At 67.1% G+C, this 24,969-nt stretch carries 19 protein-coding genes and 1 tRNA gene; 13 read left to right on the top strand and 7 right to left on the bottom strand.

Annotated features, from left to right (window positions below; translation table 11 throughout):
• Window positions 1-35: 35 nt before the first annotated feature.
• From ACFOPH_RS16825 to ACFOPH_RS16815, 3 genes are all read left to right on the top strand, one after another.
• The gene (locus ACFOPH_RS16825; RefSeq protein ID WP_379736538.1) at window positions 36-2,810 is read left to right on the top strand and encodes a M16 family metallopeptidase; all 2,775 of its coding nucleotides are present in this window, start codon (window positions 36-38) and stop codon (window positions 2,808-2,810) included.
• A gap of 347 nt (window positions 2,811-3,157) precedes the next feature.
• Window positions 3,158-4,390 carry a putative DNA modification/repair radical SAM protein gene (locus ACFOPH_RS16820; protein ID WP_379737953.1) on the top strand — a complete coding sequence of 411 codons (1,233 nt, stop codon included), beginning with the start codon at window positions 3,158-3,160 and terminating at the stop codon, window positions 4,388-4,390.
• Complete coding sequence (locus tag ACFOPH_RS16815) at window positions 4,387-5,880, top strand: UdgX family uracil-DNA binding protein (RefSeq protein WP_379736536.1); 1,494 nt, start codon at window positions 4,387-4,389, stop codon at window positions 5,878-5,880. Before ACFOPH_RS16820 ends, ACFOPH_RS16815 begins: the two co-directional genes overlap by 4 nt.
• A gap of 656 nt (window positions 5,881-6,536) precedes the next feature.
• Here ACFOPH_RS16815 and ACFOPH_RS16810 read toward each other — a convergent pair.
• Window positions 6,537-7,766 carry a flagella assembly protein FlgT middle domain-containing protein gene (locus ACFOPH_RS16810; protein ID WP_379736534.1) on the bottom strand — a complete coding sequence of 410 codons (1,230 nt, stop codon included), beginning with the start codon at window positions 7,764-7,766 and terminating at the stop codon, window positions 6,537-6,539.
• Complete coding sequence (locus tag ACFOPH_RS16805; protein WP_379736532.1) at window positions 7,756-8,301, bottom strand: LPP20 family lipoprotein; 546 nt, start codon at window positions 8,299-8,301, stop codon at window positions 7,756-7,758. The genes ACFOPH_RS16810 and ACFOPH_RS16805 overlap by 11 nt, the downstream gene beginning before the upstream one ends.
• A gap of 272 nt (window positions 8,302-8,573) precedes the next feature.
• On the opposite strand from ACFOPH_RS16805, the gene ACFOPH_RS16800 reads away from it, so the two are divergent.
• The 5 genes from ACFOPH_RS16800 (at window position 8,574) to ACFOPH_RS16780 (ending at window position 14,173) form a co-directional block, all read left to right on the top strand.
• Window positions 8,574-9,620: a TraB/GumN family protein gene (locus tag ACFOPH_RS16800; RefSeq protein WP_312549812.1), complete on the top strand. Its 1,047-nt coding sequence runs from the start codon at window positions 8,574-8,576 to the stop codon at window positions 9,618-9,620.
• Between the two features lie 211 nt (window positions 9,621-9,831).
• Window positions 9,832-10,914 (top strand): sugar-transfer associated ATP-grasp domain-containing protein, encoded by a 1,083-nt coding sequence (locus ACFOPH_RS16795; RefSeq protein ID WP_379736528.1) that lies wholly within the window; start codon window positions 9,832-9,834, stop codon window positions 10,912-10,914.
• Window positions 10,915-11,126: 212 nt separating this feature from the next.
• On the top strand, window positions 11,127-11,942 hold the full coding sequence (locus ACFOPH_RS16790) for a TorF family putative porin (RefSeq protein WP_379736526.1): 816 nt from the start codon (window positions 11,127-11,129) through the stop codon (window positions 11,940-11,942).
• A 17-nt stretch (window positions 11,943-11,959) separates the two neighbouring features.
• Complete coding sequence (locus ACFOPH_RS16785; RefSeq protein ID WP_379736524.1) at window positions 11,960-14,002, top strand: methyl-accepting chemotaxis protein; 2,043 nt, start codon at window positions 11,960-11,962, stop codon at window positions 14,000-14,002.
• 97 nt (window positions 14,003-14,099) lie between these two features.
• A tRNA-Gly gene (locus ACFOPH_RS16780) sits at window positions 14,100-14,173 on the top strand.
• A 19-nt stretch (window positions 14,174-14,192) separates the two neighbouring features.
• Here ACFOPH_RS16780 and ACFOPH_RS16775 read toward each other — a convergent pair.
• On the bottom strand, window positions 14,193-15,026 hold the full coding sequence (locus tag ACFOPH_RS16775; RefSeq protein ID WP_379736522.1) for a LysR family transcriptional regulator: 834 nt from the start codon (window positions 15,024-15,026) through the stop codon (window positions 14,193-14,195).
• Window positions 15,027-15,162: 136 nt separating this feature from the next.
• On the opposite strand from ACFOPH_RS16775, the gene ACFOPH_RS16770 reads away from it, so the two are divergent.
• The 4 genes from ACFOPH_RS16770 (at window position 15,163) to ACFOPH_RS16755 (ending at window position 18,566) form a co-directional block, all read left to right on the top strand.
• Window positions 15,163-15,636, top strand: coding sequence for a nucleoside deaminase (locus tag ACFOPH_RS16770; protein WP_379736520.1), 474 nt, complete (start codon window positions 15,163-15,165; stop codon window positions 15,634-15,636).
• Between the two features lie 3 nt (window positions 15,637-15,639).
• A complete protein-coding gene (locus tag ACFOPH_RS16765) occupies window positions 15,640-16,863 on the top strand; it encodes a cyanate transporter (protein WP_379736518.1) in 1,224 nt (407 codons plus the stop codon).
• Between the two features lie 94 nt (window positions 16,864-16,957).
• The gene (locus ACFOPH_RS16760) at window positions 16,958-17,878 is read left to right on the top strand and encodes an aldo/keto reductase (RefSeq protein ID WP_379736516.1); all 921 of its coding nucleotides are present in this window, start codon (window positions 16,958-16,960) and stop codon (window positions 17,876-17,878) included.
• Between the two features lie 10 nt (window positions 17,879-17,888).
• Window positions 17,889-18,566, top strand: coding sequence for a DUF6064 family protein (locus ACFOPH_RS16755; RefSeq protein WP_379736514.1), 678 nt, complete (start codon window positions 17,889-17,891; stop codon window positions 18,564-18,566).
• Between the two features lie 14 nt (window positions 18,567-18,580).
• Here the strand turns inward: ACFOPH_RS16755 and ACFOPH_RS16750 are convergent, their stop codons facing one another.
• The gene (locus ACFOPH_RS16750) at window positions 18,581-19,699 is read right to left on the bottom strand and encodes a succinylglutamate desuccinylase/aspartoacylase family protein (protein WP_312550860.1); all 1,119 of its coding nucleotides are present in this window, start codon (window positions 19,697-19,699) and stop codon (window positions 18,581-18,583) included.
• Between the two features lie 213 nt (window positions 19,700-19,912).
• Between ACFOPH_RS16750 and trmB the strand changes: the two genes are divergently transcribed.
• Complete coding sequence (gene trmB / locus ACFOPH_RS16745) at window positions 19,913-20,593, top strand: tRNA (guanosine(46)-N7)-methyltransferase TrmB (protein WP_379737951.1); 681 nt, start codon at window positions 19,913-19,915, stop codon at window positions 20,591-20,593.
• A gap of 217 nt (window positions 20,594-20,810) precedes the next feature.
• Here trmB and ACFOPH_RS16740 read toward each other — a convergent pair whose 3' ends face one another.
• From ACFOPH_RS16740 to ACFOPH_RS16730, 3 genes are read right to left on the bottom strand one after another with little or no spacing between them, the layout of a single operon-like run.
• Window positions 20,811-22,097 (bottom strand): sugar MFS transporter, encoded by a 1,287-nt coding sequence (locus tag ACFOPH_RS16740; protein ID WP_312550858.1) that lies wholly within the window; start codon window positions 22,095-22,097, stop codon window positions 20,811-20,813.
• Between the two features lie 39 nt (window positions 22,098-22,136).
• Entirely contained in the window at window positions 22,137-23,972 is a 1,836-nt protein-coding gene (gene recQ / locus ACFOPH_RS16735; protein WP_379736512.1) for a DNA helicase RecQ, read from the bottom strand.
• A gap of 17 nt (window positions 23,973-23,989) precedes the next feature.
• Window positions 23,990-24,823, bottom strand: a complete 834-nt coding sequence (locus tag ACFOPH_RS16730) for an undecaprenyl-diphosphate phosphatase (RefSeq protein WP_312550855.1) — start codon at window positions 24,821-24,823, stop codon at window positions 23,990-23,992.
• Window positions 24,824-24,969: the final 146 nt, after the last annotated feature.

Here is a 24,969-nt window from a genome sequence, read left to right as displayed (position 1 = left end):
TACCGCCCACAACAACCACCCGTCTTCGGAGACCCATGAACAAGAAGCTCCTCGCCGCGCTGTCGCTGGCCTTCGCCGCGACCGCGACGGCGCCGCTGCACGCCGCACCCGCCGCCACCGCCGCCAGCGTCAAGGCCGCGCCCTTCGACCGCGCCGCCTACGCCATCAACCATAAAAAATTCGTCCTGCAGAACGGCCTGACCCTGATCGTCCACGAAGACCACAGCGTGCCCGTGGTCGCCGTCAACATGTGGTACCACGTCGGCTCGCGCAACGAGAAGCGCGGCAAGACCGGCTTCGCCCACCTGTTCGAGCACTTCTTCTTCAACGGCTCCGAGAACTACCCGCACGGCTTCCGCGAGGCGATGGACGACCTCGGCGCGAACAACCGCAACGGCACCACCAACACCGACCGCACCAACTTCTTCGAGGACGTGCCGGTGTCGGCGCTGGAACGCACCCTGTTCCTCGAATCGGACCGCATGGGCTTCCTCGGCAACTACATCTCGCAGGCCATGCTCGAGCGCGAGCGCGGCGTGGTGCAGAACGAGAAGCGGCAGGGCGAGAACCAGCCCTATGGGCGCGTGCGCATGGAAGTCTCCGCCAAGATGTACCCGTACTCGCACCCGTATTCGTGGTCGACGATCGGCTACATGGAAGACCTGCAGGCCGCCTCGCTGGACGACATCAAGGAGTGGTACCGCACCTACTACGGCCCGAACAACGCGGTGATCTCGCTGGCCGGCGACATCACGCCCGAGCGCGCGCTGGAACTGGTGAACAAATACTTCGGCGCGATCCCGCCGGGCCCGCCGCTGCCGCGTCTTGAAACCTGGATCCCTACGCTCGAGCGCAACATCCGCGACGAGATGGAAGACCACGTGCCGCAGGTGCGCATCTACCGCAGCTGGCACGCCGCTTCGTGGAAGGACGCCGACACGCCGCGCCTGGCGCTGCTGGCCGAGGTGCTGGCCGGCTCGAAGAGCGCGCGCCTGGACAAGCGCCTGGTCTACGACAAGGGCCTGGCCACCAACGTCAGCACCTACGTCAACGACGCCGAGCTGGGCGGCACCTTCAACATCGTCGTCACCGTCAAGCCGGGCGTCGACCCGCTGCTGGTGGAGCGCGAGCTGGATGCCATCGTCGCCGAGGCGCTGGACAAGGGCCCGAGCGCGGCCGAACTGGCGCGCGTGAAGACCAGCAGCCTGGCCGGCTTCTCGCGCAGCATCGAGCGCCTGGGCGGCATGGGCGGACGCTCGGACGTGCTGGCCGAAAGCATGACCTATGGCGGTACGCCGGACGCCTACCTGGACCGCCTGGAGCAGATGGCCAAGGCCACCCCGGCCGACGTGAAGGCCGCCGGCCAGCGCTGGCTGCGCGCCAACCACTACACGATGACGGTGCGTCCGTTCGCCAAGCTGGCGGCGACGAAATCAACCATCGACCGCAAGCAGCTGCCGGCACTGGGCGAGGCGCCGGACGTGAAGTTCCCGGCCCTGCAGCGCGCCCAGCTGAAGAACGGCCTGAAGGTGATCCTGGTCGAGCGCCACAGCGCGCCGATCGTGAACGCGACCCTGGCGGTGGACGCCGGCACCGCCTCGGACACCGCCGCGAAAGCCGGCGCCGCCGCGCTGACCCTGGACCTGCTCGACAAGGGCACGAAGACGCGCGACGCCTTTGCGCTGTCGGACGCGCTGGAAAACCTGGGCGCGAGCCTGTCCACCGGCACCAGCCCCGACCAGTCGCTGGTGCGCCTGCAGGCCACCGCCGCCAACCTGGCGCCTTCGCTGGCGATCATGGCCGAGGCGGCGCTGGCGCCGAGCTTCCCGCAAGACCAGTTCGCGCTGCAAAAGCAGCGCCGCGTGGCCCAGATCGGCCAGGAGAAGGCGCAGCCGAACAGCCTGGCGACGCGCATCCTGCCGGGCCTGCTGTACGGCCAGGAGCACGTCTACGGCAAGCCGGCCAGCGGCTACGAAACCAGCGTCGCCGGCATCACGCGCGACGACCTGGCGCAGTGGCACGCCACCTGGTTCAAGCCGGGCAGCGCGACCCTGGTCGTGGCCGGCGACGTCACCATGGACAAGCTGCTGCCGGCGCTCGAAGCGGCGTTCGGCAAGTGGGCCGCCGGCACGGCGCCGGCCAAGCAGGTAAATGGCGCGCCGAATAGCGCACCGCGCAAGATCTACCTGATCGACAAGCCGGACGCGCCGCAGTCGACCATCGTCGCCGCCCAGCTGTCGCTGCCTTACGGCCAGCCGGAAGACCTGGCGATCGAACCGGTGATGACCAACTTCGGCGGCATCGCGACCTCGCGTCTGAACCGCAACCTGCGCCTGGACAAGCACTGGAGCTACGGCACCAGCGCGCGCCTGTCGGAAGTGCGCGGCCAGCGCAGCTTCGTCACTATGGCGCCGGTACAGACCGACAAGACGGTCGAGGCGATGCGCGAAGTGCGCAAGGAAGTGCAGGGCGTGGCCGGCGAGCGTCCGCTGGTCGGCGCCGAGTACGAGAGCATCATGCGCAACATGACCTCGCGCCTGGCCGGCCGCTTCGGCACCCTGAACGCGCTCGAAGGCGCGGCGCTGGCGACCGTCAACCTGGGCCTGCCGGACGACTACTGGAGCAAGTACGCCGCCAACGTCAAGGCGCTGACTCCGCAGCAGCTGGGCCAGGCCGCCGGCAAGTTCGTCAAGCCGGAAGAGGTGACCTGGATCGTGATCGGCGACCTGCGCAAGGTGGAAGCCGGGATCCGCGCGCTGGGCTGGGGCGAGGTGGTGGTGCTCGACCAGGATGGCAAGCCGGTGCGCTAAGGCCTGGCCTGGTTGCGACTCGCGGCGGCGTTTGCGGGTGATGTGCCGCCGCTGCGGGTGCATGGATGAACACGTAGCGCGTGGGCACAGGTGCCCACCCTACGGGAAGCATCGCGTTGTTAACGGTGTTGCGGCCAGAACGCCAACCGTAGGGTGGGCACCCCGTGCCCACGCGAAACGCCGCATTGTGGCGTCGTTTTTTGAACCCGACCGTACGCCATCCGCCAACGCATCAAACGGCAAACCCGCACCGCCCCAACCAAACCTGTTGTCCCCCAACCTCACCCGCGCGCCGCGCGGGACGCGACTGGTATATACTGTACATCCATACAGCTCCACCTTTCGTGATGGAACTTACCGACAAGCTCGAAATCCTGGCGGACGCCGCCAAATACGACGCCTCCTGCGCCAGCAGCGGCGCGCCCAAGCGCGCTTCCGACGGCAGCGACGGCGGCATCGGCGCCACCACCGGCATGGGGATCTGCCACAGCTACACGCCCGACGGGCGCTGCGTCTCGCTGCTGAAGATCCTGCTCACCAACTTCTGCGTCTACGACTGCCAGTACTGCGTCAACCGGCGCAGCTCGAACGTGCCGCGCGCGCGTTTCTCGGTCGACGAAGTGGTGAAGCTCACCCACGATTTCTACCTGCGCAACTACATCGACGGCCTGTTCCTCAGCTCCGGCATCATCCGTTCGAGCGACTACACGATGGAGCAACTGGTGGAAGTGGCGCGCCGCCTGCGCGAAGACCACAACTTCCGCGGCTACATCCACCTGAAGACGATTCCCGACGCCGATCCGGCCCTGATTGCGAAGGCGGGGCGCTATGCCGACCGCCTGTCGGTGAACATCGAGCTGCCGACCCACGACAGCGTCACGCGCCTGGCGCCGGAAAAGAACGTGCACACGATCAAACTGGCGATGGGCTCGATCCGCCGCAAGCTCGACGAAAAGGCCGAGGAGCCGAAGGCGCCGAGCTTCGCCCCGGCCGGCCAGAGCACGCAAATGATCGTCGGCGCCGACGCCAGCGACGACCACACCATCCTGAACACCGCCGAAACCCTGTACGGCAGCTATAAACTCAAGCGCGTGTACTACTCGGCCTTCAGCCCGATCCCGCAAAGCCCGAAGAGCGTGCCGCTGGCGCCGCCGCCGCTGCTGCGCGAGCACCGCCTGTACCAGGCCGACTTCCTGCTGCGCGGCTACGGTTTCACGGCCGGGGAACTGATGCCGAAGGCCGGCAACCTGGCGCTCGACGTCGACCCGAAGCTGGCCTGGGCGCTGGCCAACCGCGAGCACTTCCCGATGGACCTGAACCGGGTCGACGCCGAAATGATCGCCCGCATCCCCGGCATCGGCCTGCGCAACGCCAAGCGCATCGTCGAGCTGCGCCGGGTGCGGCGGGTGCGCTGGGAAGACTTATCCCGCCTGCGCTGCAGCATGAAGAAGATCGCCCCCTTCGTCGTCACGGCCGACTACAAGCCGGCCCAGGGACAATCCAGTTCCGACCTGCTGCGGCGCCACCTGGCCGACGCGCCCCGGCAGATGAACCTCTGGCCGGAATTGCAGGCGGCATGAGCGCGGCCGCAGCGGTTGCCGCCGGCCAGCCGCTGGCGGTCGCGAATTTCGCCGAATGGCGCGACGCCGCGCGCGATCTCCTCATCCATTCCGTTGCGCCCGAGCTCGTCACCTGGAGCCAGCCGGGTGCGCCGGACCTGCTCGCGGCCGACCTGTTCTCGGGTGCGCCGGCGCCAGTCGAGCCCACGCATAATGCCTCCATCGGCTTGAACGAACCGAAACCGCCACCGCACTTGCCGCGCTCGCTGATGGACATGCTGCAGACGGCGGCCTGCTGTCGCATGCCGGACCGCTGGGCTTTTCTCTACCGCGTGATCTGGCGCTGGACCCAGGGCGAGCACGACGTGCAATCCGCCGCCGACGCCGACGGCGCGCGATTGCATTCGATGGTAAAGGCGGTGCGCCGCGAGGAGCACGACATGCATGCCTACATCCGATTCCGCGAGCGTCCCGAGGCCGCCGGCCCGCCGCGCTTCGTCGCCTGGTTCGAGCCGCGTCACGACGTGCTGCCCCAGGTCGCCGAACACTTCGTGAACCGCATGGGTAATGTGAGCTGGATGATCGCCACGCCCGATGCCAGCGTGCTGTGGGACGGCCACACCCTGCACAACGCCGGCCCCCTGATGAGCAGCGCGGCCGAGCTCGACGACGCCGGCGAAGCGCTCTGGCTCACCTATTACCGCAGCATTTTCAACCCGGCGCGCCTGAACACCCAGGTCATGCAAAGCCATATCCCCTCGCGCTTCTGGAAGAACCTGCCCGAGGGGGCGATCGTGCCCGAGATGGTCACCAACGCCGCGCTTGGTGCGCGCCGCACCGGCCAGGCCCAGGCGGTCGGCCGCAAGAGCGGCGCCACCATCCCGATCGCCCCGGCCGATGCCCAGCCCGAGCGCCAGCAGCCTTCGAAACTCGATGAGTGCCGGCGCTGCGATTTGTGGCAATACGCCACCCAGGCCGTGGGCGGAGAAGGGTCGAAGAAGGCGCCGATCATGCTGGTCGGCGAGCAGCCGGGCGACCAGGAAGACCTCGCCGGCCACCCCTTTGTCGGCCCGGCCGGCAAGCTGCTCGACAAGGTCTTCGACGCCGCCGGCGTCGAGCGCCGCGAGATCTACCTCACCAACGCCGTCAAGCATTTCAAATGGGAGCCGCGCGGCAAGCGCCGCCTGCACAAGACCCCGGCCCAGCGCGAGGTCGAGGCCTGCCATTATTGGCTCGACAAGGAGCTGGCGGCGATCAAGCCGAAGGTGATCGTGGCGCTGGGCGCCACGGCCTTGAAGTCGGTGCTGGGCAGCGGCAGCGTGACGCTGAAGGACAAGCTCGGCAAGCCGATCATGCACGAGGGCAGGTGGGTGGTGACGGTCTACCACCCTTCATACATCCTGCGCGTGCCCGACGAGGAGGCCAAGCGCGAGGCGTTCAAGGTGATGGTCGACGGCCTGAAGCTGGCGCATGAATTGCTGAGCAGGCCGCCGGAAGCGCCGCCGGCGTGATGTGTTTTACATGACGGCGTTCAGCCATCGGTATCGGCAATCACGGACGCCGAGGAAGGCGTAGGGTGGGCTCCTGAGCCCACGCGGTACGGCGCCGGCAAGCGACGAATGATCTCGCTCGTGGCCTCAAAACAGGACGTAGGGTGGGTTCTCGAACCCACCGGTACGAAGTTAGCAAGCGTCTGAGAATGATCTTGCCGATGGCTTCAAATGGATGCGAGCTGACAAAAAGGAATGTTCAACTCGCAGCCGTTGCACCGCGTGGGTTCAAGAACCCACCCTACGAACGACGAAACCAGCGTGCGGCCTCAAATCAGTGCTTGTCGATATAAAGAATGTTCGACCAGGAGCCGTTGTACCGCGTGGACACAGGTGTCCACCCTACGATATTACGCACTGAATCTCGCACGCGGCGTTAGAGGAGGCCGTAGGGTGGGTTCTCGAACCCACGCGGTACGACAGTGGCAAGCACTTGCTGATGATCTTGCCACGGACTTTGAATAAGGCGTAGGGTGGACACCTGTGTCCACGCGGTACGGCAGCGGCAAGGGGTGGAGCTTGCGCTTGCACGCGGCATCAAGTCACCGCTTGCATGACGAAGAAATGTTCGACTTGGCGCCCTTGCACCGCGTGGGCACAGGTGCCGACCCTACGATTCAGCGCCCGGCATCCTTCTCGGCCGGCGCCAGCGCCACGTCGAACCGCACCAGGTCGCCCGCGCTGACCTGCTTGGCCGAGGCCGGCGGATCGAGCTTCCCGATCGCGAACCCCGGCTGCACCTGCACGATCGACAGCGTGCCCACCGGCGCTTCCACCGTGCCGAGCGGCGCCAGCGGATCGCTGCCGTAGACCTGCTGGCGCGCATCAAGCCGGTAGACCACCAGCTGGTCGCCCGGCGCCACCGAGGAGGTGCTGCCGGCGTCGATGAAGACGCGCTCGCCCTGCACCTGCACCACCTTCGCCATGAAGGGCAGCGGCGCCAGGTCCTGGGCGATCTGGTCGGCGCCTTCGTCGAGCGCGCGCAGGATCGCGCCGCCAAACGGCGTGGCGGCGAAGCTGGCGCTGCCAAAAGGCTTGTCGCGGCCGATGCGCTGCTCGCCGACGCCCTCGGCCACTGCCGTGCGGCGCGCGACCAGGGCGCCGGACAGGCCGTCGTAGACGTAGAAGGCGATCTCGATGCGGCGCGCATCCTTCTTGATCAATCCGTAATAAGCGGGCTTGCCGAACTTGCTCGCGTCGACGATCTCGCCGGCGATGACGAACTGGGCGTCGTGCATCGTGGCGATGCGGCGCACCGCGGCGACGTCGGTCGCCGGGCCGCTGGCGCCGGGCGCGATCACGTAGGGGCTGTCCTTGCCGAGGAACTTGCCGCTGCCGCTCAGGCGGCGCAGCAGTTCCTGCGGCAGGCGGGTGGCGATGTCGTCGACGTCGTCGAGCTGGGGCGAGCTGCGCAGGTGGAAGGGCGTGACGACGATCTTCTTGCGGTAGCCGAGATTGAGGTTGCCGCGCGGACGGGCTTCCTCTTCCTTCACCTGGACGCGCACGTGCAGCAACTGGCCGGTCTGCCACTCGCGCACAATGCTGTAGCGGTCGAATTCGGCGGCCGGCTGGATGCGGCTGCTGTCGAGGGTCTTGCCGCGCGTGCCGGCGCCGGCGGCGACGTCCACGCGCGCGGCGCTGCGCAGGCCGAGCTGCTCGAGCGCGTCGCGGATCGCGACCTGGCGCGCGCGCGCGACGCCGCCTTCGGCCACCAGCGCCACGCCTTCGGCTTCGGCCGGCGCGGCGAAGGCGGTTCCGCCGTGCAGCGCAGCCAGGAGCGCAAACAGCGGCGCAATCAGCCGCGCAAACAGGGCAGCGCGCAGGAAATTTGCTGCCTTACTGGGCATGGTAGAACGACGCGCCATAGGCAGCGCCGGGGCCGGCGTTGCCCACCATGGTGCGGGCGTTCTTGGCCACGGCCGGCTGGGTGGCGCCTTGGGGCTGGTACTGTGCCGCATGCGGGTCGAAATCCATCTCCACGGTCGTCTCGTAGGTGCCGTCCTCGCGCTGCGCGGTATTCGTCACGCGCGCGCCACGGATGAAGGCGTCAATATACACCTTGAAACTGTCGTCCTTGAGCGCGAGCGAGCCGGCCGTGCTGCCGCCCTCGACGCGCACGCCGTACACCTGTTCGGCCATCGCGCGGTAGGCGTCCAGGCGCGAGGCGCGCATGGCCAGCAGCTTGCGCTGGGCCGGCGAGACGCGCTCGCAATCGCCCTGGCAGCCGGCGGTGTTGACCGCGCCGTAGCCGGTGGCGGTGAGGGTGATGACGGTGCTTGGCGCACCCGCGGCCGGCTGGGCGGAGAAGGAGGACGTGCGCACGGTGCCGCATGCGGTCAGCAGCGTGGAGGCGGCAAGGGCGAGGACAGCGACGAGTTTCATGACGGATCCGGTAAGTATTCGGTGCGCAAACGGGCGCGGTATCAGACTGGATAACGGCCGCTGGCGTCGGATCTTGATGGATTTGGGAAATATTTGTGCCGACATGACGCAACAATGCGGCTGGCTTGGCGGATCGGCATGACGCGACTGGCGCCCGCTTCAGGGCGGCACAGCTACCAAGCATGCATATGCCTCTTGTAACATCTTGTTCCTTGCTTATATTGCTTGGCGCAATGACAATGCCCTCATTAAACAAGAAAAGGGATGCCACCATGTTGAAACGCGCCTTGCCCGCATTGACCCTGTGTTTCCTGACCTTGCCGGCCGTGGCGCAGACCGCGCCCGCGGCCGAGCCGGAGGCGCCTGCAGCCGCCACGGCGGCCACCGCGCCGACCGATGCCGCCGGCGAACCGGTCCCGCAGACCATCCTCGTCTCGGGCCAGCGTCCCGGGCCCGGCCTGTGGAAAGTGTCGAAGGGCGATCATGTGATGTGGGTGTTCGGCATCCACGATCCACTGCCGAAGGGCATGGAATGGCGTTCGAAGGAAGTCGAGCGCAAGATCGCGCAATCGCAGGAATTCCTGGGCGCGCCGACCGGTGGGGTGCAGGTCGGCTGGGGTGGCGGCCTGGGCGCCTTGCCCTTCCTCATCGGCCTGAAGAAGAATCCGGACGGCGCCACGCTGAAGGACGTGCTGCCGCCGGACCTGTACGCGCGCTGGGCGCCGTTGAAGCAGAAATATTTCGGCGACGATGACGATATCGAGCGCGAGCGCCCGGTCTTCGTGGCTCAGGAACTGTACCACCGCGCCAAGGTCCAGGCCGGGCTGCACAAGGGCCCCGACCTGCGCGAAGCGCTGGGCAAGCTCGCCAACCAGCACAAGATCAAATACACCTCGAACAAGATCCAGGTCGAACTCAAGGAGCCGGGCAAGGCGGCGCGCGAATTCAAGAAGGGCGCGATGGAAGACGTGCCTTGCCTGGCCGCGACGATCAGCCAGCTCGAAACCGATATCGAAGCCATGCGCACGCGGGCCAACGCCTGGGCCGTCGGCGAACTCGACGCCATCGAGAAACTCGATTACTCCGACCGCGAGACCGCCTGCAACAACGCCTTCCTCAGCAGCGCCATCACGAAGCTGCAGCCGGAACTGCTGACGATGCAGCAGCGCGCCCGCGACAGCTGGCTGGCCGCGGCCGAGCGAGCGCTGGAAAACAACACCAGCACCTTTGCCCTGTTGAGCATGAAGGACGTGCTGTCGCCGCAAGGCACGCTGGCCAGGCTCAAGGCCAAAGGCTACACGGTCGAAAAGCCGAACTGAAAGACCCGACGGTATTGTCCGGGCATTTGTCGGTAAAACCGTCCCCATCCCACCACACTTTTCCGCGCTACCGCCGCGCACGCCTACCGTGCACCTGAAATACTTGCCATTGCGCTATCATTACTGACGACGCGACATGGATTCCTGGCAGTTCTGTCATCGGCAGGAACCAGCTCGCGCCATCAGAACAACCAGTGGAAAAGGGTAGAGCATGAAGTTATCCCGTGTCGCCGAGGTCCTCTCGGATTACGCGCGCGCCGAAATGTACGCGCTGTCGTCGATCCGCAAGCTGTCGGACGTCCACCTGATCTGGGGGCCGATCCATGCCCGCACGGCGTACGGCATCGGCGCCAAGGACTTTTCCCTGTACCGCCTGGCGAGCACGCCGAAGCGGAGCTGGTCCGACTACCTGATCAACGAACCGCTGAAGGCGAAATACGCGGCCATCACCTCGAAGGAAGCGCGCCAGATCGCCGACGACAAGTCGCGCTTTTTCGAGCACTGCCACGCCCACGGCATCCGCACCATCCCGATCCTGGCGCTGGTGACGAAGCAGCCGTCGAACGGCGGCATCATTCCCCACCTGAATTCGGCCGGGGAACTGGCGCGCTTGCTGGTGCCGGGCCAGTATTTCTTCAAGCCGAGCAACGGCTCGCACGGCAAGGGCACCTTCTCGCTGCGCGTGGACGATTTCGGCCTGCACTGGGCCGGCAACAGCGGCACCTACGAGGAATTCTTCACCTACTGCCAGTCGGCCCTGGAGTACACCCGCGCGCTGATCGTGCAGCCGAAGATGATCAACCACCAGGTGATCCGCAACATCACCCAGGCCAAAGGCCTGTCGACGGTGCGCATCTGCACGGTGAGGAAGGGCAGCGAGATCAAGGTCATCGGCTCCTGCCTGCGCATCATCGTCGGCGACAGCGAGACCGACAATTTTACACATGGCTCGAGCGGCAACCTGGTCGGCGCCATCGATTCCGACACCGGCGAACTGATCGGCGTACGCGCCTCGCGCTCGCGCACCTGGCCGAAGATGACCGACGTGCTGGCGCATCCGCGCACCGGTAAGACCATCGTCGGCGTGCAGCTGCCCTACTGGCAGGAGGTGGTCGACCTGGTCACCAAGGCCCATCATTCGATCGAGAGCCTGTACACGGTCGGCTGGGACGTGGCGATCACCGACGACGGCCCGGTCATCGTCGAGGCCAACTGGCGCTACGACATCGACATCCTGCAGGTCGCCTACAAGAAGGGGTACCGGCAGGTGATCGCCGACAACCTCGTGGTCTGAGCGGCGCGCCCGGCCGGACCTTGGCGGGTTCCGGCTGAAATCGACGGATTGAACGATTGTTGCGTAGGCGACGTACATAGCCACAAAATCTCGTTATCGAAAATTTACATTTTCGTGAATAATCACAATCGTCTCGTAGAATTTCCACACGGCACTAATTGCTGAGCAAGCGGAAGGCGTCCTGTCTTTCGCTGGAGATGACGAGACGCCCCATGATTCCGCCGCTTACTTTCGCACTTACTTTCCCGCTTTCCCGGCTGCTGCCGGTTCCCTTGCTGTTACTGGCCCTGCCCGCCGCGCATGCCGGTGACGCGGCCGGATTCGCTACCCCAGGCGCGTCTCTCACCACCACCGCGACCTTCGCGTCGCAATACGTCTCGCGCGGCATGCGCCAGACCTGGGGCCGCCCGGCCTTGCAGCTGGGTGTCGATTATGCGCATCCGAGCGGCTGGTCGGCAGGCACCTGGGCATCCACCGTCAGCGACCGCTTCGTCGAAGGCGGCCGCGTCGAGTGGGACCTGTACGGCGGCTATGCCGCTACCATCGGGCAGGTCGGCGTCAGCCTGATGCTCATGCACTACCGCTATCCGGGCGCACGCATCGGCGCCACCGGCACGCGCTACGACTACACCGAACTGGTGCCGGGCATGACGTACGGACCGTTCTACGGCAAATACAACCGGACGGTGTCGCGCGACTTCTTCGGCATCGCCGGGGCGCGCGGCACCGGCTACCTCGACATCGGCGCCAACGTCGCGCTGGGCGGCGGCTATACCTTGAACCTGCACGCCGGCGATGGCCGCGTGGCCGGCAGCGGCAACGCCGTCTGGGACTGGCGCGACGCCAAGGCGGGCGTGACCAGGAGCTTCGACGGCGGCTGGAGCATCGCCGCCGCCTACACCCGCGCCTGGGGCGCCACCGATGCCTACGACCGCTACACGACCGGCGTGGCGCGCGCGGACGGCGCCGTCGCCTATTCGAATCCCGCCAAGGGCACGTTCGCCGTGAACCTTGCCCGTACCTTCTGAGAACGAGAGAGACCAGCATGACCGACCAATCGAAGGCGCACAGCGCGCGCCGCCTGTCCCTGGGTTCGATGTCCCTGAGCGCCAAGATCTGCGCCACCGCCACCCTGCTTGTCGTGACGAGCCTGGGCGCGACCTCGGCCTTCATCGCGGTCAAGAGCAGCCAGAGCGCCGAGGAAGCGGCCATGCGCCAGGCGCGCACGCTGACCCAGGAAGCAGCGGCGCGGCTCAGGAGCCAGCTGGCCGCCAACCTGGCATCGTTGAAAAGCGTCGCCACGGTGCTGCAATCGACCCAGGCGGCGCAGCAGCCCCTGAGCCGGGCGCAGGTGGCCGACGTGGTGCGCGCCACGCTGGTGGGATCGGAAGACTTCATCGGCAACGCGGCGGCCTACGAGCCGAACGCGCTGGACGGCAAGGACGGCGAGTTCGCCGGCCGGCAGCCGCTGTACGACGCCACCGGCCGCTACATGCCGTACTGGACGCGGACCCCGGACGGCAAGGTGAACGTCGAGCCGATCGTGTTCGTCGCCACGCCGGGCGGGAACGACTGGTACGACATTCCGAAGGCCAGCGGCCACGCGTACTTCACGGAACCCTACATGTACCGGATCAACGGCAAGGATGTCGTGATCGCCACCCTGTCGACCCCGATCAAGGTGGACGGCCAGTTCAAGGGCGTGGTCAGCGGCGACTTCCAGCTCACCACGCTCGGCGCCATGCTGGCCAACATGAAGGTGATGGAGGGCGGCACGCTGGCGCTGATCTCGAACGGCGGCCTGTACGCCAGCAACCAGGACCATGCCCTGAACGGCAAGAAGGCGGAGGATCTGCCGGCCGCCGCGCTGGACGCGCTCAAGCAGGGCAAGCCCTACGACTACATCGACGGCCGCGGCGTGGTGCATCTGCTGCAGCCGCTGCGCGTGCAGGACGACATGGCGCCGTGGGCGATCTCGCTCGCCTTCCCGCACAGCGTGGCGACCGCGCCGGCGCGCGAGCTGGCCGGCTACGCGGCGCTGGTGTCGGTCTTGTGCGCCGTGGCCGCCGTGGGCGTGATGGTGGCCGTGCTGCGCCGCCTGACCCGCCCGCTGCGCGTGCTGGGCGACGCCATGACCGACCTCTCCGGCGGCAACGCGGACCTGGGCGTGCGCCTGGCCGTGCGCGGCAACGACGAGCTGGCCGACATCGCGCGCGGCTTCAACGGCTTCGTGGCCAAGATCGAGGACGTGCTGGGGCGCGTGCGCACCAGTTCCGACGCCGTGGCGATCGCGTCGAACGAAATCCGCCAGGGCAATGCCGACCTGTCGGTGCGCACCGAGCAGCAGGCCAGCGCGCTGGAGGAAACGGCCGCTTCGATGGAAGAGCTGAACGGCACCGTGCGGCAGAACGCGGACAATGCGCGCCAGGCCAACCAGCTGGCCGCATCGGCCAGCGAGATCGCCGGACGCGGCGGCGAGGTGGTGGCCCAGGTGGTGACCACGATGGCGTCGATCGGCGCATCGTCGAAGAAGGTGGTGGACATCATCGGCGTCATCGACGGCATCGCCTTCCAGACCAACATCCTGGCGCTGAACGCGGCGGTGGAGGCGGCGCGCGCCGGCGAACAGGGCCGCGGCTTCGCGGTCGTGGCGACCGAAGTGCGCAACCTGGCCCAGCGCAGCGCCGCCGCCGCCAAGGAGATCAAGGTCCTGATCGGCGATTCGGTCGACAAGGTCAGCACCGGCACCATGCTGGTCGAGGAAGCCGGCAAGACCATGGCGGACGTGGTGGCCAGCGTGCGCCGCGTGAGCGACATCGTGGCCGAGATCAGCGCGGCCAGTGCGGAGCAGAGCACCGGCATCGGCCAGGTCAACCAGGCCATCGTGCAGATGGACGGCGTGACCCAGCAGAACGCGGCGCTGGTCGAGGAAGCGGCGGCGGCGGCGGAAAGCCTGCAGCAGCAGGCGGCCACGCTGGTGGCGCTGGTGGGCGAGTTCCGGATCGGCGGCGACGCCCAGGCGCAGCCTGCCACGCGCACGGCCATCGCACCGCAAGCGGCTGCGCGGCTGGCCATGCGGGCCGCATGACGATACCTGCGCCGGCCCGGCTTGCGCGCCGGGCCGGGTTGCTGCGTTGCGCTTGAACTAGCCAAAGCGGCACAAACACGCTTAGAATGCTGGCAACGCGGGTGTAGCTCAATGGTAGAGCTGAAGCTTCCCAAGCTTAAGACGAGGGTTCGATTCCCTTCACCCGCTCCACTCCACTTCCTTCCCCCGCCTATCCGAACCGCGCCTGCCTGTCGGCCAGCACCGCGCGTATTCCTTCGACCAGTTCGGCAACCAGCCCCGTGTTCTCCCAGGCGTAGATCGACACCGCGATCGCCGGCTCGTCGGGAAAGCGTTCATACGGCCGCACGCGGTAGCGGGCAGCGGCGGCCCTGGGCAGCAGCGACAGGCCGAGCCCGGCCTCCACCGCGACCAGGACGTTGTGCAGGCTGCTGCCCGAGAAGGCGATGTACCAGCGCAGCCGTTCGCTCTCGATACGCTCGAACATGGCGTCGCGGTACAGGCCGCCAGGCGGGAAAGTCACCAGGGGGACTGGATTCGGCCAGTCCTCCGCGCCGGCGCTTTCGAACCAGGCCAGCGCCTCGGGAAAGGTGGCGCGGCAGTCGGGACTGGCGGCCGGCTCCTTGGCGACCAGGATGTCGAATTCGCCGGCGCGGTAGGCGCGCGTCAGGTCGCGACTCAGGCCGGCCGTGACGTCGAGGTGGACTTCGCGGTGGCGCCGGGTGAAGTCGTGGAAGACCTGCGCCATCTCGCTGCCGGCGATGTCCTCGGGCACGCCGATCCGGATCGGCGCGGTGCCGGCCGGATCGCCGAGCGCCGCCTGCGCTTCTTCCTGCAGCGCCAGGATCCGGCGCGCATAGCCCAGCAGACGCTCGCCCGCCGGCGTCGCCTTGATCGGGCGCGCCGCGCGGTCGACCAGCACCACGCCCAGGCCATCCTCGAGCCGGGCGAGCTGCTGGCTGATGGTCGATTGCGTCATCGCCAGGCGCTGGGCGGCGAGCGTGAAACTGCCCGTATCGACGATGGCGGCAAAGGAGCGGAGCAAGCGCGGGTCGAGCATCGTTCGGAAGAGATCGGAAATCATGCAGGAAATGAATGAAGTTTATCCGAATATTTAATTTTCAAATATGAGCTGATCTGTCTATAGTCGGACGCATGCCATCCAATGAAAGGAAGAGAGCATGAGCGACGAACAAACTTACCTGCGCCAAGCCATCGCCCTGGCGCAGGCCAACGTCGGCAAGGGCGGCCGCCCCTTCGGCGCGCTGGTGGTGCGCGATGGCGCGGTGATCGCCACCGGCGTCAACGAGATCCACACCAGCCACGACCCGACCGCCCACGCCGAGATGAGCGCCCTGCGCGCCGCCAGCCGCGCCCTCGGTACGCCCGACCTGGGCGGCTGCGCCGTCTACGCAAGCGGCCATCCCTGTCCGATGTGCATGGCCGCCATGCGCCTGGCCGGCGTCGCCACGGTCGTCTACGCCTATTCGAACGAGGACGGCGAACCCTTCGGCCTGTCGACGGCGGCGCTGTACCAGGAGATGGCAAAACCGTTTGCCGAGCAAAGCATGGACATCCGCTACCTGCCGGTGCGGCGCGAGGGCCAGCCCGACCTGTATGCCGAGTGGGCGCAGGCGAAAAAAACACAGGCCTGATCCATGCACCCGGCACTCCGCGCACCGGCCCCGCTGTTGCTGGCGGCCGTGGCCCTGATCGCACTCAACCTGCGTCCCTTCATCACCGGCATCGGACCGCTGGCGGCCGATATTGGCCGCCAGACCGGCCTCGACCTGCAGGGCATGGCGCTATTGACCCTGGTGCCCATGCTGCTGATGGGGATGGTCGCCTTTGCCGGCCCCGCGCTGCAGGCGCGCTTCGGCGCGCGGCCGTCCGTGATCGGCGCGCTGGTCCTGCTGGCCGCCGGTTCCGGCCTGCGCCTGTTCGCTGCCAGCGGCTGGCAACTGGTCGGCACCGCCGCCTTGCTGGGACTGGGCGCCGCGGTGGTGCAGGCCATGCTGCCCGGCGTGATCAAGCGCCAGTTCCCGCGGCATGTGGGTCTCGTCATGGGCCTGTACTCGGCCATGCTGATGGCGGGCGGCGCACTCGGCGCCCAGGCCGCGCCCCTGATGGCGGCGTTCGGCGGAGAATGGCGCGCCGGCCTGGCCTGGATGGCGCTGCCGGCCGGGCTGGCGCTGGTGCTGGCCGCATGCAGCCTGCCGCGCGATCCGGCCGGCGGGCGCAAGGCGATGGTTCTCGGCACCTGGCTGCGCCTGCCGCGCGTCTGGCTGCTGATGGCCTGCTTCGGCCTGGTCAATGGCGGCTACTCGACCGTGGTGGCGTGGCTGGCGCCGTTCTACCGCGAGCACGGCTGGAGCGCCGCCGCCAGCGGCAGCCTGCTGGCGCTGCTGGCCGTCAGCCAGGCGACGTCGGCCCTGCTGCTGCCGGCCTTGGCGCGCACCAGCCACGATCGCCGGCCCTGGCTGTGGCTCACGCTGGCCATGCAGGCCGCCGGTTTCGGCGCACTGGCCCTGTGGCCGGACGCCGCGCCCTACGCCTGGGCGGTGCTGCTGGGCGCGGGCCTGGGCGGCTGCTTCGCGCTGTCGCTGATCGTGGCGCTCGATCATTTGCCGGATCCGGCCCAGGCGGGCGCCTTGTCGGCGCTGATGCAGGGCGGCGGCTTCCTGATCGCCGCCTTGCCGCCGCTGATCGTCGCCATGCTGCGCGAGGTGCTGGGCGGATTCGCGGCAGGCTGGCTGCTGCACCTGGGATCCGTGGTGATCGTCGCGATGCTGTACTGGCGGGTCACACCGGCCAGCTATGCCGGCGCGATGGGTGCGGCGGCGGCGCGTCCCCGTGCCGACGTCGTGGACCAGGAAGCGTAACGTCCCGGCAGGGGCGTGCGCTCCTTGAACACCACGGCAAATTGTGTTGACATGAAAGCGAAGCTAATCAGTCCACCGTTTGCTGGAGCAAGGTATGCCGACGCCGTCCCCGGATCGCAGGTTCGTATTGCAGGCCATGCTGGCGGCCGGCGGTTGCGCGCTCGTCAACCCGCCCGCCGCGGCCCAGGCGCCAGTGATCACGCGCCCGATTCCCTCGTCCGGCGAACAGCTTCCCGTCGTCGGCCTCGGCAGCTGGATCACCTTCAACGTCGGCAGGGACCCGCAGCAACGCGCCACCTGCACCGAGGTCGTACGCGCATTCTTCGCCGGCGGCGGGCGCCTGATCGATTCCTCGCCGATGTACGGTTCGGCGCAATCCGTGATCGGCGACGCGCTGGCGCGCCTTGGCAATCCCCAAACGCTGTTCTCCGCCGACAAAGTCTGGACCAGCAGCGGCGGCGCGCAGCAGATAGATACCTCACGCACGTTGTGGCGCATCCCGCGCTTCGACCTGCTGCAAGTGCATAACCTGCTGGCCTGGGAAGCGCACCTGCCGCTCCTGCTGCGCATGAAGGCGGAAAAGCGCCTGCGCTATGTCGGCATCACCACCTCGGAAGGGCGGCGCCACGGCGAATTTGTGAAAATCATGGAAAGCCAGCCGCTCGACTTCGTGCAGCTCAGCTACAACGCGCTGGACCGCGAGGTCGAGAACCGCATCCTGCCGCTGGCGCGCGAGCGCCGCATCGCCGTCATCGTCAACCGGCCGTTCCGCCAGGGAGAGTTGACGCAGGCGCTGGCCGGCAAGCCCTTGCCGGGATGGGCGCGCGAGATCGGCTGCACCAGCTGGGCCCAGATTCTGCTGAAATTCATCGTCTCGCATCCGGACGTCACGTGCGCGATTCCCGCCACCTCGAACCCGGCGCATGCGCGCGAAAACATGCTGGCCGCGCGCGGACCCCTGCCGGATGCGGCGCTGCGCCGGCGCATCGTGGCGGACGTCCAGCGGCTGACATGAGCAGGCCGCCATGAGCGAGTGGTGGACCTATACGCTGTCTGATCTGCTGATGTTCTCGGCACGCACCTACTTTCGCCTGTTCGCCCTGCACAACGAGGCCGTCTGGCCGGCGCACCTGGCCGCGATCGCCGCGGGGCTGGTGCTGGTCGGCTGCGTCTTGCGCGGCGCGGGCAGGGCGGGCCGGCTGGCGGCGGCGCTCCTGGCCCTGGCCTGGCTGTGGGTGGCCTGGGCTTATCACGCCCAGCGCTATGCGGACATCAACCTGGCGGCGCCGTTTTTCGCGATCGGCTTCGCGCTGCAGGCCGTGCTGCTGGCCTGGCTGGCCACCCGGCACCGGGCGCCGGCTATCGTGTCCTGGCGCAGTCCTTTGGGCGCGTTCGCGTTCGCGCTCGTGCTGCTGGCCCTGCTGCTGTATCCGCTGTTCGCCCTGATCGAAGAACACGGCTGGCGCCAGGCAGAAGTGTTCGGCATCGCCCCCGATCCGACGGTGGCGGCCACGCTGGGCATGCTGCTGCTGTGGCGCGCGCCCTGGTTCCTGTGGCCGCTGCCGCTGCTGTGGTGCGCGGTCAGCGGCGCCACCCTGAACGAGCTGGGCGTGGCCCAGGCCTGGGTGCTGCCGGCAGCCGGCGTGCTGGCGCTGGCCGCCGGCATCGCCGCGCACCGAGGCTTGCGCGAGGCACGGGCTTGAGCCCGGTGCCTGGTTCAGTGACTGAGCAGGTTCCCGGTGCGGTAACCCGTCTCGCCGGCGATTTTACAAACGTGCATGCCGCGCAGCAGGTGGCGGTGCGCCGTGCTGGCGAAGAAGATGCCGGCGCGCGCCGGCTGCACCGGCGTCACCTTGCCGCTCACCGGATTGACGATCTCGGCCACCGTTTCGCCGGCCTCGACCCGGTCGCCCAGTTTTTTCAGGAACACCAGCACGCCCGAGTGCGGCGCGAACAGCGGCTCGACGGCGTCGAGCGGGGTCGGCTTGCAGCGCGCCGCCGGCAGCGCTTCGACCGGCAGGTCGAGCACCCCGGCGCGCGCCAGGTATTGCAGCAGCGCCGCGGCGTCGGGTTTGGCCAGGTCGTAGCGCACGTCGTTCTCGCCGCGCAGTTCGACGGTCACCGCGACGCAGGCCGGCGGAATCGCCACTTCCGGTCCGAAGTGCTCGGCCAGGTCCCACCACAGGCGGCTGCAGGCTTCGTCGAAGGGTTCGCCGCCGGACTCGCGCGCCAGCAGCAGCACGTGCGCGTCCATCAGCGCGGCCAGCGGCGCCACCGCCTCGGCCAGCGGTTCGCCCGCGTACATGTGCAGCACCGACTCGTTATCGCAATGCAGGTCGAGCATGATGTCGGCGTCGATCGCCATCGACAGCAAGGTCTTCTTGAGCTGCCCGCCGGCGGTGATTGGTGCCCATTCCTCGAGCGAGGTGCGCGCATGCGCGCGGATCAGGGCGACGTTGGCCTCGGCGTCCTGGCCGAGCTTGCCTTCGAGCGATTGCTTGAGATCCTCGGCCACGTGTTTATACGCGCGGTTGAAATTCACGCCGGTCGACAGGTCGTAGCGTCCGAAAGGCGTGCCGTGGATGGTCTGCGACAGGCCGATCGGATTGGCGGCCGGCACCAGGATGATCTCGCCGCGGATCCTGCCCTCGGCGTCGAGCCGGTCGAGCTCCTTGCGCAGGAAGTGGGCGACCAGCATGGCCGGCACTTCGTCGGCATGCAGCGAGGCCTGGATATACACCTTCCTGCCGCTGCCGGGCTGGCCGTAGTGGTAGGAGGTGAGCTGGAAAGTAGCGACGTTGTCTTCGATCGCGATCGGGTGTTTGGTCGCATGCATCGTGTGCCTCGGCGGGGTTCGGAAAATGAAAGGTAAGGAATTTATTATGGCGCAAATTGCCTTTCTGATCACACAGTAATGCGGCGTAACAACAGTGCCGTGACCACGCCGTAGCCAGTTCGCGCCGCGAATCCCCTATAATGGCGGCCGTTCTTTCCTCATTACCCGATTCCCATGTCCGAAGAAAAGCCAAGCAACGGCCCGGCCCGTCCGATGCTGTACGACCCGACCGAACACCGCATCCGCAGTTTCGTCACGCGCGCCGGCAGGCTCTCGACCGGCCAGGCCCGCGCATTCGAACAGTTCGGACCGCGCTTCCTGGTCGAGTACAAGAAGGAGCTGCTCGACTACGAGGCCGCCTTCGGCCGCAAGGCGCCGGTGATCCTCGAGATCGGCTTCGGCATGGGCGACACCACGGCCCACATCGCGCGCCTGATGCCCGAGAAGGATTTCCTCGGCGTCGAAGTGCACACGCCGGGCGTCGGCAGCCTGCTCAAGCAGATCGGCGAGCAGGACATCCAGAACCTGCGCCTGGTCCAGCATGACGTGTTCGAGGTGCTGAACCACATGATCCCGGACGGCTCGCTGGCCGGCGTGCACGTGTTCTTCCCCGACCCCTGGCACAAGGCGCGCCACAACAAGCGCCGCCTGATCCAGGCGCCGTTCGTGAAGCTGCTGTGCCAGAAGCTGGAGACCGGGGGCTACATCCACCTCGCGACCGACTGGGAAGACTACGCGGTGCAGATGCTGGAAGTGCTGGGCGCGGAAGAAATGCTGGCGAATACCGCCGAGGGCTATGCGCCGCAGCCGGCTTATCGTCCGCTGACCAAGTTCGAGAACCGTGGCCTCAAGCTGGGCCACGGGGTGTGGGACTTGGTGTTCACCAAAAAATAGCCGACACCGGCTTTCGTAGGGTGGGCACCCCGTGCCCACGCGGAACGACGCCTGGTGTTGGCCCTGTTGTGCCCGGCCGCACGCAAAAGGAAACGCCTCCAAACGATCAGTTGGAGGCGTTTATTTTTTGCGTATGGCCCGTCAGGAATCGGCGTCATCACGATGCCGATTTCCGCGTGGGCACGTCATCAAGGCCATTGGCCTTGATGACCCCACCCTACAGCGCCCGCGGCCTGCGCGCAAACACCCCGAAGCACAGGATGACGGCATAGCAGATGGCCGGCACGGCCAGCGCCATCTTGAGCCCCACCGCATCGGCCGCGTGCCCGGTAATCAGGGGCACGATCGCACCGCCGACGATCGCCATGCAGATCAGCCCCGACCCTTCCGCCGCGCGCTCGTTCAGGCCTTCGCAGGCTAGCGAGAAGATGGTCGGGAACATGATGGAATTGAACAGCCCCATCGCCAGCAGCGACCAGCCCGATACCGCACCGGTTGTATTCGCCGACACCAGCAGCAGCGTGATCGCCATGGCGCCGGCGCAGGCCAGCACTTTACCCGGCGAGAACATGCGCAGCAGGGCCGCGCCGATGAAGCGGCCGACCATCGCGCCGCCCCAGTACAGCGGCACGTGCTTGCCCGCTTCCTCGGCGCTCAGCCCCAGCACGTTGGACTCCATCAGGTAGTTCACGATCACCGAACCGACCGCCACTTCGGCGCCCACGTAAAGAAAAATGCAGGCCGCGCCGAAGGCGAAGCGCGGCTGGCGCAGCAGTTCGAAGGCCTTCATCATGCTGACCTTCGGCGCCGGCGTCTCCACCAGTTTTTTACGGTTGTGCCAGACCAGGGCCGCCACGATCACCAGCGCGATCGCCAGGCCGAGATAGGTCTGCACCACGACCCGGGTCTCCTCGGCGCGGAAGGCGTCGAGCGCGGCGCCCGACAGCGTGCTCGGGTCGATGGTCGCAAGCGAGCCCAGGATCACAATCGCGCCCACGTACGGGAACACCGTGGTGCCCAGCGAATTGAAGGCCTGGGCGAAGGTCAGGCGGCTGTGCGCGGTCTGCGGCGCTCCCAGCAGCGAGATCAGCGGGTTGGCCACCACCTGCACGATGGTGATGCCGGCGGCCAGCACGAACAGCGCGACCAGGAAGGTGGCGAACACGCCGGACGACGACGCCGGGATGAACAGCAGGCAGCCGGCCGTCATGGTGAGCAGGCCCACCACCGCGGTGCGCATGTAGCCGAGGCGGCGCACGATGGCCGCCGCCGGGATCGAGACGATGAAGTAAGCGGCGAAGAAGGCCGACTGCACCAGCATCGCCTGCGCGTAGGAGAGCGTGAACAGGTCCTTCAGCTTGGGGATGATGACGTCGTTCAGGCTGGTGATGCCGCCGAAGATGAAGAACAGCGCAAACACGAAGGTCTGCAGGCTGGCGGCGTTGGCCGGGACCTGGTGCGTGGCGGAAGCGTTGGACGAGGCGGTAGAGGATTCGATGTGCATGATGTGAAACGTGTGGGTGAATCGTGCCGCGGCAGGGTGCTACAGCATGTCGTTGATGATGCCGACGATGTCCTCGCCGTAGGAAACCAGTTTTTTCTCGCCGACGCCGGACACGCCGCGCAGTGCGTCGAGCGAGGTCGGCTTGGTCTTGGCGATCTCGCGCAGCGTCGCGTCCTGGAACACGACATAGGCCGGCACGCCGTGCTCGCGCGCCGCGCCCATGCGCCAGGCGCGCAGGCGTTCGAAGATCGCCTGCTCGGATTTCGACAGCTCCAGCTCCTCGTAACCCTTCGAAGACGCGAAGCTGCGCTTGGGCTTGACCGGCTTCTGGTACTGGCGCAGCTGCACCTTCTGGCCGCCCTTGAGCACAGGGCGCGCCGCTTCGGTGAGTTTCAGCGAACTGAAGGCGTCGTGGTCGACCGCGACCAGGCCGAGCGCAATGGTCTGGCGCACGATGGCGCGCCATTCCTGCTCGCTGCGGTCGCTGCCGATGCCGAACACGGACAGCGAGTGGTGGTGCCACTGGCTGATGCGGTCGGTCTGCACGCCGCGCAGCACGTCGATCACGTGGCCGGCGGCAAAGCGCTGGTCGACGCGGTAGATCGCCGACAGCAGCTTTTGCACCGGCACCGTGGCGTCGAAGGACACCGGCGGGATCAGGCAGGTGTCGCAGTTGCCGCAGGGGCCGGAGCGCTCGCCGAAATAGTCGAGCAGGCGCATACGCCGGCAGCTGAGGGTCTCGCACAGGCCGAGCATGGCGTCGAGCTTGACCGACAGCACGCGTTTAAAAGTCTCGTCGGCCTCGGATTCGTCGATCATCCGGCGCTGCAGCACCACGTCCTGCAGGCCATAGGCCATCCAGGCGCTGGCCGGTGCGCCGTCGCGGCCGGCGCGTCCGGTTTCCTGGTAATAGCCCTCGATGCTCTTCGGCAGATCCAGGTGGCACACGAAGCGCACGTCCGGCTTGTCGATGCCCATGCCGAAGGCGATGGTGGCCACCATCACGATGTTCTCTTCGCGCAGGAAACGCGCCTGGTTCCCAGCGCGCACGCTATGCTCCATGCCGGCATGGTAGGCCATGGCGCGGATGCCGTGCTCGTTCAGGAAGTCGGCGGTCTCCTCGACCTTCTTGCGCGACAGGCAGTAGACGATGCCGGAGTCGCCCGGGTGCTCGGTGGTGATGAAGTCGAGCAGCTGCTTGCGGCCGTTGGTCTTCTCGACGATCGCATAACGGATGTTCGGGCGGTCGAACGAGGAGACGAACTGGCGCGCCTCTTCCAGCTGCAGGCGCTGGGCGATCTCGGCGCGGGTCTGCTGGTCGGCCGTTGCCGTGAGGGCGATGCGCGGCACGTCGGGAAACTGCTCGTGCAGGATCGACAGGCGGATGTACTCGGGCCGGAAATCGTGGCCCCATTGCGACACGCAGTGGGCCTCGTCGATCGCGAACAGCGAGATGCGCGAATCGTGGAACAGGTCGAGGCAGCGCTGGGTCATCAGGCGCTCGGGCGCGACGTAGACCAGGTCCAGTTCGCCGGTGCGCACCAGGCGCTCGATGCGCAGGGTCTCTTCGAAGGTCTGGGTCGAGTTCAGGAACGCGGCGCGCACGCCGACTTCTTCCAGCGCGTCGACCTGGTCCTGCATCAGCGCGATCAGCGGCGAGACGACCACGCCGACGCCCTCGCGCAGCAGCGCCGGGATCTGGTAGCACAGCGACTTGCCGCCGCCGGTCGGCATCAGGACCAGGGCGTCGCCGCCATTGGCCACGTGCTGGACGATGTCGGCCTGGTTCCCGCGGAACGCGGGGTAGCCGAACACGGTCTGCAGCACGTCCAGCGCGCGTGCTTCGGTGTCGGGGGCAAGAGTCTCGGTATGCATGCAGGGTTTTTCCGGGTTTATTCCGCCCAGTTCACCAGGCCGTAATGCGCGGTGACGAGGACGATCACGCCGAACACGATACGGTACCAGGCGAAGATCGTGAAGTCATGGGTGCTGATGTAACGCAGCAGCCAGCGCACGCAGAGGAAGGCGGAGACGAATGCGGCCAGGCCGCCGAGGCCGAACATCGGCAGGTCGGCCATCGACAGCAGTTCGCGTTCCTTGATGATCGAATACGCGGTGGCCGACAGCAGGGTCGGGATCGCAAGGAAGAAGGAGAATTCGGTGGCCGCCTTGCGCGACAGGCCGAACAGCATGCCGCCGATGATGGTCGCGCCCGAGCGGCTGGTGCCCGGGATCAGGGCGAAGGCCTGGGCGCAGCCGACCTTCAGCGCGTCCAGCACGGTCATCTCGTCCACGGTCTCGATGCGCGCGGCATGCGGCTTGCCCTGGGGACGGCGCTCGACCCACAGGATCACCAGGCCGCCGATGATGAACGCGAGCGCCACCGGCACCGGCTTGAACAGCTCGGCCTTGATGGCGTTCGCGAAGATCAGGCCCAGCACGGCGGCCGGCAGGAAGGCGACAATCAGGTTGATCACGAACTTCTGCTGGCGCCGTTCGGTGAACAGGCCGCTTAATACGCGCGCGATGCGTTCGCGGTATTCCCAGATCACGGCCAGCATGGCGCCGGCCTGGATCGCGATTTCGAAGACTTTGACTTTCTCGCCCGTAAAGTCGAGCAGGCTGCCTGCAAGGATCAGGTGACCAGTGGAGGAGATCGGCAGGAATTCGGTGAAGCCCTCGACCAGGCCCATGATGATCGCCTTGACGGCGAGAAGGATATCCATGAACTTTGCTGTTTATTAGTGGGAATACGGCGCGGAGGAACTGCGCGGGCATGCCGTAGGGGCCGAAGCTTACCACGAGCAGGGCGAATGCCGTTGAGTCGGTCTCAACGGCGAGAGAATTTTATGCCTGCAATATTGCTGTTTCG

This window comes from Massilia haematophila (assembly GCF_042647645.1).
GTDB classification, from domain to species: domain Bacteria; phylum Pseudomonadota; class Gammaproteobacteria; order Burkholderiales; family Burkholderiaceae_D; genus Telluria; species Telluria haematophila.
This window is presented reverse-complemented; position numbering and strand designations above follow the sequence as displayed.

Excerpts from the sequence above, each read along its gene's own strand:
- ACFOPH_RS16785 (WP_379736524.1), top strand. The coding sequence starts at position 11,960 with ATGACCGACCAATCGAAGGCGCACAGCGCGCGCCGCCTGTCCCTGGGT.
- ACFOPH_RS16755 (WP_379736514.1), top strand. The coding sequence starts at position 17,889 with ATGAGCGAGTGGTGGACCTATACGCTGTCTGATCTGCTGATGTTCTCG.
- ACFOPH_RS16740 (WP_312550858.1), bottom strand. The coding sequence starts at position 22,097 with ATGCACATCGAATCCTCTACCGCCTCGTCCAACGCTTCCGCCACGCAC.
- ACFOPH_RS16790 (WP_379736526.1), top strand. The coding sequence starts at position 11,127 with ATGATTCCGCCGCTTACTTTCGCACTTACTTTCCCGCTTTCCCGGCTG.
- ACFOPH_RS16750 (WP_312550860.1), bottom strand. The coding sequence starts at position 19,699 with ATGCATGCGACCAAACACCCGATCGCGATCGAAGACAACGTCGCTACT.
- trmB (WP_379737951.1), top strand. The coding sequence starts at position 19,913 with ATGCTGTACGACCCGACCGAACACCGCATCCGCAGTTTCGTCACGCGC.
- recQ (WP_379736512.1), bottom strand. The coding sequence starts at position 23,972 with ATGCATACCGAGACTCTTGCCCCCGACACCGAAGCACGCGCGCTGGAC.
- ACFOPH_RS16820 (WP_379737953.1), top strand. The coding sequence starts at position 3,158 with ATGGAACTTACCGACAAGCTCGAAATCCTGGCGGACGCCGCCAAATAC.
- ACFOPH_RS16815 (WP_379736536.1), top strand. The coding sequence starts at position 4,387 with ATGAGCGCGGCCGCAGCGGTTGCCGCCGGCCAGCCGCTGGCGGTCGCG.
- ACFOPH_RS16825 (WP_379736538.1), top strand. The coding sequence starts at position 36 with ATGAACAAGAAGCTCCTCGCCGCGCTGTCGCTGGCCTTCGCCGCGACC.
- ACFOPH_RS16805 (WP_379736532.1), bottom strand. The coding sequence starts at position 8,301 with ATGAAACTCGTCGCTGTCCTCGCCCTTGCCGCCTCCACGCTGCTGACC.
- ACFOPH_RS16760 (WP_379736516.1), top strand. The coding sequence starts at position 16,958 with ATGCCGACGCCGTCCCCGGATCGCAGGTTCGTATTGCAGGCCATGCTG.
- ACFOPH_RS16730 (WP_312550855.1), bottom strand. The coding sequence starts at position 24,823 with ATGGATATCCTTCTCGCCGTCAAGGCGATCATCATGGGCCTGGTCGAG.
- ACFOPH_RS16795 (WP_379736528.1), top strand. The coding sequence starts at position 9,832 with ATGAAGTTATCCCGTGTCGCCGAGGTCCTCTCGGATTACGCGCGCGCC.
- ACFOPH_RS16800 (WP_312549812.1), top strand. The coding sequence starts at position 8,574 with ATGTTGAAACGCGCCTTGCCCGCATTGACCCTGTGTTTCCTGACCTTG.
- ACFOPH_RS16810 (WP_379736534.1), bottom strand. The coding sequence starts at position 7,766 with ATGCCCAGTAAGGCAGCAAATTTCCTGCGCGCTGCCCTGTTTGCGCGG.
- ACFOPH_RS16765 (WP_379736518.1), top strand. The coding sequence starts at position 15,640 with ATGCACCCGGCACTCCGCGCACCGGCCCCGCTGTTGCTGGCGGCCGTG.
- ACFOPH_RS16770 (WP_379736520.1), top strand. The coding sequence starts at position 15,163 with ATGAGCGACGAACAAACTTACCTGCGCCAAGCCATCGCCCTGGCGCAG.